The 11459-nt window shown below is 67.2% G+C and carries 14 protein-coding genes, 1 other RNA gene and 1 riboswitch; of the genes, 4 read left to right on the plus strand and 11 right to left on the minus strand.

The window, feature by feature from the left end; translation table 11 throughout:
- The 4 genes from ftsX to ssrA form a co-directional block, all read left to right on the plus strand.
- The coding region (ftsX, locus tag AC1D1S_RS14890) for a permease-like cell division protein FtsX (protein ID WP_476994808.1) at nt 1-848 on the plus strand (848 nt) is incomplete at its 5' end.
- Nucleotides 849-874: 26 nt separating this feature from the next.
- A complete protein-coding gene (locus AC1D1S_RS14895) occupies nt 875-2278 on the plus strand; it encodes a M23 family metallopeptidase (protein WP_243181320.1) in 1404 nt (467 codons plus the stop codon).
- 128 nt (nt 2279-2406) lie between these two features.
- Nucleotides 2407-2877, plus strand: coding sequence for an SsrA-binding protein SmpB (gene smpB, locus AC1D1S_RS14900; RefSeq protein ID WP_026266743.1), 471 nt, complete (start codon nt 2407-2409; stop codon nt 2875-2877).
- A 111-nt stretch (nt 2878-2988) separates the two neighbouring features.
- Nucleotides 2989-3357, plus strand: a transfer-messenger RNA (tmRNA) gene (ssrA, locus tag AC1D1S_RS14905).
- Nucleotides 3358-3501: 144 nt separating this feature from the next.
- Here the strand turns inward: ssrA and AC1D1S_RS14910 are convergent.
- The 11 genes from AC1D1S_RS14910 to AC1D1S_RS14960 all read right to left on the minus strand — a co-directional run.
- The gene (locus AC1D1S_RS14910; protein ID WP_243181221.1) at nt 3502-3846 is read right to left on the minus strand and encodes an SHOCT domain-containing protein; all 345 of its coding nucleotides are present in this window, start codon (nt 3844-3846) and stop codon (nt 3502-3504) included.
- Between the two features lie 33 nt (nt 3847-3879).
- Nucleotides 3880-4368 carry a DUF6325 family protein gene (locus AC1D1S_RS14915; RefSeq protein ID WP_052355026.1) on the minus strand — a complete coding sequence of 163 codons (489 nt, stop codon included), beginning with the start codon at nt 4366-4368 and terminating at the stop codon, nt 3880-3882.
- 301 nt (nt 4369-4669) lie between these two features.
- Complete coding sequence (locus AC1D1S_RS14920; protein ID WP_018775274.1) at nt 4670-4804, minus strand: hypothetical protein; 135 nt, start codon at nt 4802-4804, stop codon at nt 4670-4672.
- Nucleotides 4805-4851: 47 nt separating this feature from the next.
- On the minus strand, nt 4852-5223 hold the full coding sequence (locus AC1D1S_RS14925; protein ID WP_243181223.1) for a hypothetical protein: 372 nt from the start codon (nt 5221-5223) through the stop codon (nt 4852-4854).
- An 87-nt stretch (nt 5224-5310) separates the two neighbouring features.
- Nucleotides 5311-5679 (minus strand): fluoride efflux transporter FluC, encoded by a 369-nt coding sequence (locus AC1D1S_RS14930; protein WP_243181321.1) that lies wholly within the window; start codon nt 5677-5679, stop codon nt 5311-5313.
- Entirely contained in the window at nt 5679-6128 is a 450-nt protein-coding gene (locus AC1D1S_RS14935) for a fluoride efflux transporter FluC (RefSeq protein ID WP_243181224.1), read from the minus strand. The genes AC1D1S_RS14930 and AC1D1S_RS14935 overlap by 1 nt, the downstream gene beginning before the upstream one ends.
- Nucleotides 6129-6842 carry a metal-dependent transcriptional regulator gene (locus AC1D1S_RS14940; protein ID WP_243181225.1) on the minus strand — a complete coding sequence of 238 codons (714 nt, stop codon included), beginning with the start codon at nt 6840-6842 and terminating at the stop codon, nt 6129-6131.
- A 16-nt stretch (nt 6843-6858) separates the two neighbouring features.
- The gene (locus AC1D1S_RS14945) at nt 6859-8145 is read right to left on the minus strand and encodes an Nramp family divalent metal transporter (RefSeq protein WP_476994809.1); all 1287 of its coding nucleotides are present in this window, start codon (nt 8143-8145) and stop codon (nt 6859-6861) included.
- 167 nt (nt 8146-8312) lie between these two features.
- The gene (locus tag AC1D1S_RS14950; protein WP_243181226.1) at nt 8313-9089 is read right to left on the minus strand and encodes a class I SAM-dependent methyltransferase; all 777 of its coding nucleotides are present in this window, start codon (nt 9087-9089) and stop codon (nt 8313-8315) included.
- 81 nt (nt 9090-9170) lie between these two features.
- Nucleotides 9171-10610: an aminotransferase class V-fold PLP-dependent enzyme gene (locus AC1D1S_RS14955; protein ID WP_243181227.1), complete on the minus strand. Its 1440-nt coding sequence runs from the start codon at nt 10608-10610 to the stop codon at nt 9171-9173.
- A 34-nt stretch (nt 10611-10644) separates the two neighbouring features.
- A riboswitch (SAM riboswitch) is annotated at nt 10645-10758 on the minus strand.
- A 77-nt stretch (nt 10759-10835) separates the two neighbouring features.
- Nucleotides 10836-11459: inositol monophosphatase family protein (locus AC1D1S_RS14960; RefSeq protein WP_476994810.1), on the minus strand; the 624-nt coding region annotated here is incomplete at its 5' end.

The following is an 11459-nucleotide window of genomic DNA, read 5'->3' on the forward strand; positions in this document are numbered from 1 at the left end:
CCGTGATCCTGGTGACCTTCGTGTCGCTGACCTTCGTCGGCGCCGCCGGCATGCTGCAGYTGCAGATCAACCAGATGAAGGGCTACTGGTACGACAAAGTCCAGGTGGCCATCTTCCTSTGCAGTGACGGTTCGACGGCGCCCGGYTGCGCCACCGGTCCGGCGACGCCGGAGCAGGAGGASAACCTGCGCACGCTSCTGAAGTCGCCSGCGGTGGCGCAGTACGTCAACGACTTCCAATACGAGTCCAAGGACGACGCCTACAAGCACTTCAAGGAACAGTTCTCCAATTCCCCGATCGTTGACTCCGTGACCCCGGACCAGTTGCCGGCGTCCTTCCGGATCAACATGAAGGACCCGGAGAAGTACGAGATCATCAGCGAGACCTTCTCCTCCCAGGCAGGGGTAGAGACCGTGATCGACCAGCGGCAGCTGCTGGAGCGGCTGTTCTCGGCCATGAACGCCGCGTCCCTGGTGGCCGTGAGCATTGCCGGAGTCATGATCATCTGCGCCATTCTGCTGATCGCAACCACCATCCGGCTCTCCGCGTTCAGCCGCCGCCGGGAAACAGGCATCATGCGCCTGGTGGGCGCGTCCAAGATGGTCATCCAGCTCCCGTTCATCCTCGAAGGCGTCATCGCCGCGGTCATCGGTGYCGCCYTGGCCTCCGGCACCCTGTGGGCCGTGGCCCGCTTCTTCCTCGAAGGCGTCCTGTCCAAGCAGTATCCGGACACCGCGTTTATCTCACCCGGGCAGACCCTGATCCTGGTACCTGCCCTGATTGGCCTGGGCGTTGTCCTGGCCGGAATTTCCTCCCTGCTGACCCTCCGCCGGTACTTGCGGGTCTAGCTTTGCGCAACGAAAAGGGAATGCTTATGACACCGATGGCCCGCCGCCCCCTCCGGCAATCCCTCCGGCTCCGCCTGGTGGGGCGCCGCAGCCGGATGATCAGCGCCACCCTGGCGCTGGTCCTGGCCGGGACCATGGGGGCCTCGAGTCCGGCGGCATTCGCCGACGACCTTGAGGACCAGCAGGCCGCGCTGCGCGAGGAGGCGGCCCGGGTCCAGCACTCCCTCGAATTCGTGGACGGCAAGATCGCCCAGGCTGCGGCAGACCTGGTCCTGTACCAGGGCCAGCTCCCCGGCGCCCAGCAGGCGCTCACGGACGCCCAGGGCCGGGTGGCCGGAGCGGTCCAGGAAGTGCAGGCCCTCGCGGCCCGTGTGGACCTGGCGCAGCAGAACAAGGCAAAAATCACGCAGCAGCTGGAAGCGGACAAGCAAAAGATCGCGGACACCCGGAAGCTGATCGGGCAGATCGCCACGCAGGCCTACAAGTCCGGTGGCGTCCCATCCAACCTGTCCCTGTTCTTCGGGTCGAACCAGGGCAGCAGCCTGACGGACACCATCGACCTCGCGGACCAGGCCCTGCGCAGCCAGAACTCCGCGATGGACAAGCTCACCCAGCAGAGCGCCACCAACGTCAACGCGCAGGCCCGGCTGGCCGCCGTCGAGGCTGAAATCACCGACCTCAAGGCCAAAGCCGACGCCGCACTGGCCCGGGAAAAGGCCGCCCGGGACGAGGCCGCAGCCAAGAAGGCCGCCGTCGACAAGCTGATTGCCGACACCACCCGGCTCGACGCCCAACTCCAGGCCGCCAAGCCCGGCATCCAGAACCAGCTCGCGCAGGTCAAGGCCCAGCAGGACGCCGTCGCCGCCGAGATCGCCGAACGCGACCGGAAGCTGCGTGAGGCCTGGCTGGCCGAGCAGCGGCGCATTGCCGAGGCCGCGGCGGCAGCTGCCCGGGCGCAGGGACAGGCGGTCCAGCCGTATGTCCCGCCGGCCCAGGGCTCGCCGTCGGCCTTCGGGCTGCAGCACCCGTTCCCAGGCAATATTCCGATCACCTCCGGGTTTGGCTGGCGGGCGACGCCGCCGGGCACCATCGACTTCTACGGCCAGGGCGGCTACATGCACACCGGCATCGACTTCGGTGCCGCCTGCGGCACGCCCGTCTACGCCGCGGCTGCCGGCACCGTCTTCTCGGCCGGCTGGGCCAACGACGGCGGCGGCAACAACGTGAAGATTTCCCACGGGGTGGTCCAGGGCAACTCGCTGACCACGATTTACTACCACAACACTTCCGTGGCGGTCTCGGTCGGCCAGCACGTCAACCAGGGGCAGCTGATCGCCTATTCAGGCACCACCGGCAACTCCACCGGCTGCCACTCGCACTTCGAGACCTGGCTCAACGGCCGGGCCGTGGACCCCATGAACCTGCTGTAGTCCGGCCCGGGCAGTCCGGCCCGGGCCATCCGGCGGGCCATCCGCTGAGGCGGGCGCCCTGCCGTAAACTGGAAAGACTCCGCACCACCTGGCCGGAGTGAACCACCAACAAACCGAGGAGTCCTACCGTGCCCAAAGAAAGTGGCCGTAAGGTAGTGGCCACCAACCGCAAGGCCCGGCACGACTATCACGTCCTTGACACCTATGAGGCCGGCATCGCGCTGATGGGCACGGAAGTGAAGTCCCTGCGCGAGGGCCATGCCTCGATGGTGGACGGCTTCTGCACGTTCTACAACGACGAGCTGTGGATGGAGGGCATCCACATCCCCGAGTATCACCAGGGGAGCTGGACGAACCACGCCGCACGCCGCCGTCGCAAGCTGCTGCTGCACCGCGAAGAGCTCACGAAGATCTCGCACAAGATCCGCGAGTCGGGCTTCACGATCGTGCCGCTGCAGCTGTACTTCGTGGACGGCCGTGCGAAGGTCGAAATCGGCGTCGCCCGCGGCAAGAAGGAATATGACAAGCGCCAGACACTGCGCGAACAGCAGGACAAGCGCGAGGCCCAGCGCGTCATGCGCGAACGCAACCGCCGCTAGCGCGCCGCAGGCTGTCACGGTGCCAGGGAATGTTTCCCGGAGGCGGTGCGTTATGATTGGTAGTCCGGGAAGGATTCGAAAGTGTCCGGTCCGGGTTTGATAAAAAAATACGGGGATGATCGGTTTCGACGATGTTAGTCGCGACAGGTGAAGCGGGCCGAGGATGCAGAATTATCTCGTAAACGCTGTCTGCAAACCAATAAGTGCCGAATCAAAACGCACTGACTTCGCTCTTGCTGCCTAAGCAGTAAGACAGTCCGTCAGCCCGAGGTTGCTATTGCCCCGGATCCTGGCGTCATTTAGATAGCCACTGCTGTTTACCTCCGTCATCGGGGTAAACGGGACTCTTAGATGACTGGGCCCGGATCAGCCAGCTGTTTGCAGCATGGCTGGGGCCGAGAAATTCCAACGCAAACTGCGCCCGGAGAAGCCCTGACAACACGACATCGGACGGGGGTTCAATTCCCCCCATCTCCACATAGGGGCCCGGCAACGGCGCTCCACCCCGTATTGGGTTCACAAGACTCCCCGCCGGCTTTTTGCCGGCGGGGAGTCTTGTGCTTAAAGCCAAAGAGGGAGGGAAGCGTCTTCCGACACTTCCCTCCTCTTTGCAGTTGCTTGGCACTACATCCCGAGGATCTTCGCCTTCTGGACGCCAAACTCTTGTTCCGTGAGAATCCCTTGATCCTTCAGCGCCCCGAGCTGCTTGAGCTGTTCGAGGGCTTCGTTTGAGATGCCGCCGGCAGCTGGGGGAGGGGGTGGTGGCTGCTGGTAGACCGGCTGCTGGTAGGCCTGCGGCGGTGGCTCCTGCTGGGCCATCTGCGAATCGTAGGCCTCCTGCTGCTTGGCCGCGGTCGCGGCGTCCTTCTCGGCAAACTTGTTGGCCTGGCGGCGCTGGACCCGGCCGCTGACTGCACTGGCTGTCCCGGCAACCACCGCCGTCCGCCCTATACCTCTGAGAAGTCCCATAATTTTCTCCTGTCGGATTGCTTCCTGTGTGTCTTACGCGTCGGGTGCCGGCGACACGGCGGGTGCCGTCGTCTCGGCGTCGAGGGCCTCGAGGGCATCGAGTGCTTCCATCACGTCCGGAGCAGGGATCCGCGTGCTCGCGATGAGTTCGCCCCCGCTGTCCCGAACGGCCGCCACGAACGGTGCCGCCCAGATGTTCTCGTAGACGATCAGCGCGGCCACAGTCCCGGGGAGCAGCGCGGCCGAGGCCTCGGCGATGTCGTCATCGCCCAAGAGCCCGGTCCGGGCTCCCTCGAAGTAGGAGAACCCCGCCGCCGGACCGCCTGGGTCGGTGAGTTCGAGCACCTCGACAGATCCGTCGTCATTCTTCATGACGACGAGGAGATCGAAGAGGCGGATCACGCCCTGCTCGACGAGCTTAACGAGTTCCTCACTCGCCTGTCCCGTCAGTCCCGATACGGGGAACTCCAGGAGTACGAAGTCGACCGGCCCGTGGGCCTCAGTCTCCGGTGTGATTGTCACTGGTATTCCTCCGGTCTGTGTCGAGCACGCTGTCTGGCGCACTGGTCTTAGTGTGGGCGGTCCCCGCCGGGCCGTCACCACCCGCGTCGAATGATTCCGATGGGGGCCGCGCCGCTCAACGGTTGGAACTGCCCCGCGGACATGGCCCCGGAATGGGACCTCTCGGTCGGATTCCAAGACCACTAAACCGCCAACGGGAGATTGTCACATCATCCATTTCGGGTGAGCCCCCAGCCCGCCGCGACGTGTCAGGCCAATACGACAAGAGGCCGGAAGCAACGGCTTCCGGCCTCTCGATATTTCAGCGCTTCTTGATGTGTGCCACTGGGTCGGTGTGGGCATCGACGATGTGTTTCGCCTTCTTCTCTGCCCGTTTTTCCTTGATGGTTTTAACCGACTTCTTCGACACGCTCTGGTGCGGCGTCTTGTCAGGCATGGTGCTCTCCCTCACGGCAGGGGCCAGGGGTAGCCCCGTCTTTTAAGCTACGCCTCGGGAACGGCGGCGTCCACGATCCCTGCGAAACGGCTGCCGACGCCGTCGTACACACTGCGCACGAGCCCGGGCCCGAGCACGGGGATCTCGCGTGCCTCGTGGTGCACGCAGCAGACGTACGTGAATTCCGGCCACCATTTTTTGGGCCGGGCCGCTTCGGAGAATCCGCAGACGGCACAGGTGAGCTGGACCCAGACGGGCCGCTTGCCGGTGCGGTTTGCCTTGGACTGGACCAGCCACGCCGGCGGGTTGTCCAGCAGCTCGCCCAGCTCGGCCTCGGACAGCCGGGGCGGGATGCCGTGACGGTGCGCCATTTCCAGGGGAATGTCGAGGATCTGGGCTGCTTCACGTCGGGTAACCATCCTTCAACGATACGGGAACGACGGCGGCCCGAAGCCACCACGGCGCCCCGGTGTTACCCTCGCCACACCGGCGGAGGCCTGAGGTTTTCAGCCGGCGAGGGCAAGCCCAAGCGCCGCGGCCGCGAGCCCGGCGAGAAGGTTCGCGCCGATGTTGAGCGCCGCCGCCCGGTACCGCTCTTCGCTGACCAGGCGGACCGTCGCGGTGGTCCATGAGCTGAAGGTGGTCAGGCCGCCGGCGAGACCGGTTGCGATCGCGGCGTGCCAGTCGGCGCCCAGCTCCAGGTGGCCGGTCAAGCCGATGGACCAACCGATGATGAAAGATCCGGCGACGTTGACCGTGAGCGTCGCCCAGGGCCAGTGCGGTCGGGAGCCCTGATGGTGCGCGAACCAGGAGTCGACGGCGAACCGCAGGAGTGCTCCCGCCACCCCGCAGGCCCCGACCACCAGCGCGGTCATCATTGGGCACCGCCGCGGAGGTCGGCGATCGCCTTGCCGGTTTTCCAGCCGGCCGCCGCGGCCCCGAGGCCCAGGACGAGCGAGAGCCCGAGGTAGGCCAGCCACGTGGCGTGGTAGCCGCCGCGGATCTGCTGGTCAATGGCGATCACCAGCGCCGAAAAGGTGGTGAAGGAACCCAGGAGGCCGGGGCCGATGCCGGCCCGCAGCCAGAAAGCCGTCTGTGGCCGCGCGATCCAGAGGGTGGTCAGGGTGGCCAGAACGAAACTCCCGGAGACATTGATCGCCAACGTGGTCCACGGCACCGCGCCGGCGCTTTCGGGAAAAATCAGGCCGGCGCCGAAACGCAGCTCGGTTCCGATCAGCCCGCCGACGGCGACGGCGGACCAGGCCTTCCAGCCCGGCACGCCGGGGCGCGGCACGGCCCGGCGCTCGTCCAGCGCACCCTTCACTCAGCTCTCCGTGACGCTGCAGCCGGCGTGCCCGGCATCGCTGTGGACCCAGAGGGCCGAGGCGACCTCGTCGGCGAAATCGAATTCGCGCGGTGCCGGGGCGGAACCGATCCGCACTACCATGGGGCCACCGAAGGGACGCCGGCCCACCACCTCCACTTCGGCGTCGAGGTCGATGTCCTCTGCGGCGAGATAGCGCAGGAGCTCCGGGTTGTCGTCGCTGATCCGGGTGATCCGGCCGGTGTGGCCGTCGTCGAGTTCGCTCAGGCGGTGGGCGGCGGGCATCAGCACCGAGCCGTCGGCTGCCGGGATGGGATCGCCGTGCGGGTCCCGGGTGGGGTTCCCCAGCTTGGCCGCCATGCGTTCAATAAAGGTGTCCGAGACGGCGTGCTCCAGGAGTTCGGCTTCGTCGTGGACCTCGTCCCAGCGGTATCCCAGCTCGCGGACGAGGAAAGTCTCGATCAGCCGGTGCCGCCGGACCATGGACAGGGCGAGCCGGACTCCATCGCTGGTGAGCGTGACGGCGCTGTAGGGCTTGTGGTCTACGAGGCCCTGGTCTTTGAGTTTGCGGACCATTTCCGACACCGAGGAGTTGGCGACGCCCAGGCGCTGCGCCAGCTGCGTGGAGGTGATGGGCTTGCGCTGCCACTCGGTGAACGAATAGATGACCTTGACGTAGTCCTCGATCGAGGAGGAGGGCGTACTGGTCTTCACAGACCTAAGCCTACCGTCAGCTGCCTCCGGAGAAAGTGAGCCACAGCAGGACCAGGTTAAGGGCCACGACGAGCACCACGCTGATGATGGCGGCGACTCGGAGGGCCGGGCCGTCGGCGAACCGGCCCATCAGGGCTTTGTTGCTGGTCAGCACCACCAGCGGGACCAGGACAAAGGGAATCCCGAAGCTGAGGACCACCTGGCTCAGGACGAGCGCCCAGGTGGGGTCGAAGCCCACCGCCAGCAGCACGACGGCGGGGATGAGGGTCACGACGCGCCGGGCCATGACGGGGATCCGGATCTTGAGCAGGCCCTGCATGATGGTGCCGCCGGCATAGCAGCCCACTGAGGTCGATGCCAGGCCGGAGGCGAGCAGCCCGACCGCGAAGATCACGCCGACGATCGGACCGAGATTGGCGGTGATGGCGGCGTGCGCGCCCTCGATCGTGTCCGTGCCTTCTTCGCCGCCGAGGGTGGAGGCGGCCAGGAGCAGCATGCCGATGTTGACCAGTCCGGCGATCGCGAGGGCGGCCACGACGTCGAACCGGGTGGCCCGGACCAGGCGCGCGATGGCCGCCGGGGGAACATGCAGGTGTTCGTCCGGCCGGTGCCGGTCCCGGGACAGGGCCGAGTGGACGTAGATGGCGTGCGGCATGACGGTGGCCCCGAGCATGCTGGCGGCCAACAGGACGGTGTCCGGTCCCTGGAAGCCGGGCATGAGCCCGGCCAGGGCGGCTCCCGGATCGGGCGGGCTGATGAAAAGCCCGGCCAGGAAGCCGACTGTGATGATGCCGAGCAGGAACATGATGATGAATTCAAACGGCCGCTGTTTCTGCCGGGCCTGGACCGCGAGCAGGAGCATCGACACGGCGCCGACAATCAGGGCGCCAAGGGGGAGGGGCAGGCCGAAAAGCAGGTACAGGGCGATTGYGCCGCCCACCACCTCCGCGAGATCGGTGGCGGCGGCGACAACTTCGGCCTGCACCCAGAAGGCGCGGCGCCAGAACGGCTTGAGCCGTTCACCAAGGATCTCCGGAAGGCTCTTGCCCGTGACGATCCCGAGCTTGGCGGACTGGTACTGGACGAGGACGGCCATGACGTTGGCGGCCACGAGGACCCACACCAGCAGGTAGCCGTACTGCGCTCCGGCGGTCAGGTTGGCGGCCACGTTTCCGGGGTCCACGTAGGCGATCGACGCCACGAAGGCCGGTCCCAACAGGCCGATCAGCGCCCTCCGGGCACCCGGGTGTTTGTAAGTGGGGGCGTCCTGCGCCGGTTGCCCGTGTCCCGTTAGCTCCAGCACTGCCAGCTCCTGTGATTGGCGCGTCGGCGTTGACGCGATGATCGGCGCCGGCCGGAAAACAGCCGGTGTCAAAGTTTCGTGTGCCTATAAGAAATTATTAGGCATACCGAAACAATAGGCCTGGCGGGCGCTGCGTGCAATCCGGGGGAATCCGGGGTGAGCGTGCATCAGGCCCGGAAGGCCCGCCACGTCTGGGTCAGGTAGGGCAGCCGGAGCACCTCGCCTGGGGTGTGCCCCAGGTGCTCGTGCAGGTACCAGGCGAGGTTGGCTGTGACCTTGGCCCGGGTGGAGTCCGATGCCGCGAGATAGTAGCTGCGGGACTTGGCCAGCTCCTGGATGTCCTCCGCCGTGACGGAATCCTCCCAGCGCGTCAGGTGGCTCTCCAGTCCGGTGAACTCGGGGCCCACGGCCGGACGGAAGTGTGGCTTGTGGACGTCCCCGGCGTGCATGATCCGGGAGAGCCGGTGCACCCAGGGCACGCTGGTGTCCAGCTGGTTCCAGATCAGGCCCAGCACGCCGTGCGGCCGCAGGATCCGGGCAATCTCGGCGCAGGCCAAGCCTGGGTCGCACCAGTGCCACGCCTGGGCAACCGTGACCAGGTCAAAGGACTCCGGCTCGAGACCGGTGTCCTCGGCGCTGCCCTCGATGGCGGTGACGTCCGGCAGGGTCCGGCGCAACTGCTCAAGCATGTCGGCAGAGGGGTCCACGGCCACCGTGGCCAGTCCGCGTTCTGCCAAAAGGGAAGTGAACTTCCCGGTGCCCGCGCCAATGTCCGCGGCGTCCCTGGCTCCCGCCCGGACCAGCCAGTCGGCCGACTCCTGCGGATAGCCGGGGCGGACGCGTTCATAGTGCTCGCCGCCGTCCTGGAAGCTTTGTCCGAGTTCCTGGCGCCGCTCGCTGTGCAGCTTCGGTCCGCTGTGGAGCCTGGGTCCGGCGCTTGCCACGTGCGATCTCCTTCGGGAAGGTCCTGCTTGTTACAGATACCTTTCGAATTTACCGCACCCGCGCCGGGCCCCGGTCCTGCGCTAGTCGAGGGTGCAGGGCGCAGCGCCGGCCGTGCCCGGGGTGTTCGGCGCCCAGTGGGGGTAGCTGCGGGTATCGTTGGCCGGCACCCAGCGCCCGGCGTCCACCACGTAATCCCAGCCGAGTCCGTTTTGCCGCAGCTGCTGCAGGCCGGCCAGCAGGCGTTCGGCGTCCTCCAGTCGTGAGCCGAGGCCGAAGCTGGCCCGCAGGGAGCCGGCGGGCAGGCCGAGCCGCTTGAGCAGCGGGTGGGCRCAGAAGCGGCCGTCGCGCAGGCCAATGCCGTGTTCGGCCGACAGGTAGGCGGCCACCAGTCCGGCGTCGTAGCCTGCCACGGAAAAGTTCACGACGCCGATCGTGCCGGTGTCCGGCTGATCGCCTCCAGTGGAAGAAGCGGAGGAAGAATCGGAAGCAGAATCGGCAAAGATCCGGTGCACGGTTACCCCTTCGATGCCCTGGAGGCCCTCGACGAGGAAGGACCGGATGGCGTCCTCGTGGGCCTGCCACTGCTCCGGGTCCAGGGCTGCAATGACCTGGGTGGCGCGGGCGAGGGCCGCCGCACCGAGGACGTTCGGCGAGCCGCCCTCGTGCCGGGCGGGTCCTGTGGTCCAGCTGACGGAGTCGAGCCGGGCATCGCGGACCGCGCCGCCGCCGGCCAGGTGCGGGGTGCCGGCGTCGAGCCAGTCCGTCCGTCCCACCAGCACGCCGGCGCCGAACGGGGCGTACAGCTTGTGCCCCGAGAAGGCGAGGTAATCGACGTCGTCCGCGGCGATATTGATCCGCCGGTGCGGGGCGAGCTGCGCGGCGTCGACAACGATCCTGGCGCCGTATTCGTGCGCCAGTGCGGCCAGGGTCCGGATGGGGAGGATCTCCCCGGTGACGTTGGAGGCGCCGGTGACGGCCAGCAGGCTGACGCCGCCGCGGGCGAGTTCGTCGCGCAGGCGGTCCACGGTGGCCGCGAGGGTGGCGGCGGCCACGACGCTGCGGTGCGGGACATTCTGCCAGGGCAGGAGGTTGGCGTGGTGTTCGATGTCGAGGTAGAGGACCTCGCCCGCGGGCCGCCCGTCGCGCAGCGGCAGGCAGCCGGCCAGCAGGTTCAGGGAATCGGTGGTGTTGCGCGTGAAGATCACGGAATCGCCGGGCCGGCCGCCCACGAAGTCCCGCACGATGTCCCGGGCGTTCTCGTAGACGGAGGTGCTGATCTGCGATGCGTAGCCGGCCCCGCGGTGCACGCTTGCGTAGTACGGCAGGATTTCGTTCAGGTATGCCGAGACCACGGACAGGGCCGGGGCGGAGGCGCCGTAGTCGAGGTTGGCGTAGCGCGCGTGGCCGCCGGTGATCAGCGGGGCCTGGATTTCGGCCCCGGTGACGGCTGCCAGCGGGCGGGCCGCGAGGGCAAGCCGTGCATGGAATTCAGGGGCAACGGGGAAAATGGCAGTTGTCATGGGACCTCACTCGAACAGGACCCCACACCGTGGGAATCCGCGCTTGCCGGGTCCGTTCCGGACCGGCCAGGTCGTCACCCGGGGCACCCCACCGCGACTGGAGGGTTGCCGGCCAGCAAACCGGGGTTTAGCGCTGGCACTCGTGACCTGCATCGAGCGTAGGACATTGGCGCAGCCGGGGAAAAGGCGGCCGCCGATTGTGAAGCGGAATATTACGGGCGCGGATCAGTTGTTCGGGTGGGCCTGGAAGAGGTCGTCGAGTCCGGGGTTGAGCCGCTTGAGCACTTCCGAGTGCAGGATCGAATTGGTGGCCAGGGCGTTGCCCCCGAAGGGGCCGTCCTCGCCTTCGAGCGAGGTGAAGCGGCCGCCGGCCTCGGTCACGATCGGCACCAGGGCGGCCATGTCGTAGAGATTCAGCTCGGGTTCGCAGGCGATGTCCACGGCGCCCTCGGCCACGAGGCAGTACGACCAGAAGTCACCGTAGGCGCGGGTCCGCCACACTTCCTCGGTCAGGCCCAGGAACTCATCCAGGTTCCCGCGTTCCTTCCAGCCGCCAAGGCTGGAGTAGGACAGCGACGCGTCCTCGAGATTGGAGACGTTGGATACCTTCAACCGTGTGGCGGCGGCGAGCGAGCGGCCGGTGTAGGCGCCTGCACCCTTGGCGGCCCACCAGCGCTTGCCCAGTGCCGGCGCGCTGACGACGCCGACCACCGGCTCGCCCTCATCGACGAGGGCGATCAGGGTGGCCCAGACCGGGACGCCGCGGACAAAGTTCTTCGTGCCGTCGATCGGGTCGATGATCCACCGGCGGGAACCGTGGCCCGAGCTGCCGAACTCTTCGCCCAGGAC

This window comes from Arthrobacter sp. P1_A5, from assembly GCF_056406825.1.

Excerpts from the sequence above, each read along its gene's own strand:
- AC1D1S_RS14925 (WP_243181223.1), bottom strand. The coding sequence starts at position 5,223 with ATGGTTACCCGACGTGAAGCAGCCCAGATCCTCGACATTCCCCTGGAA.
- AC1D1S_RS14910 (WP_243181221.1), bottom strand. The coding sequence starts at position 3,846 with ATGGGACTTCTCAGAGGTATAGGGCGGACGGCGGTGGTTGCCGGGACA.
- AC1D1S_RS14920 (WP_018775274.1), bottom strand. The coding sequence starts at position 4,804 with ATGCCTGACAAGACGCCGCACCAGAGCGTGTCGAAGAAGTCGGTTAAA.
- AC1D1S_RS14895 (WP_243181320.1), top strand. The coding sequence starts at position 875 with ATGACACCGATGGCCCGCCGCCCCCTCCGGCAATCCCTCCGGCTCCGC.
- AC1D1S_RS14930 (WP_243181321.1), bottom strand. The coding sequence starts at position 5,679 with ATGACCGCGCTGGTGGTCGGGGCCTGCGGGGTGGCGGGAGCACTCCTG.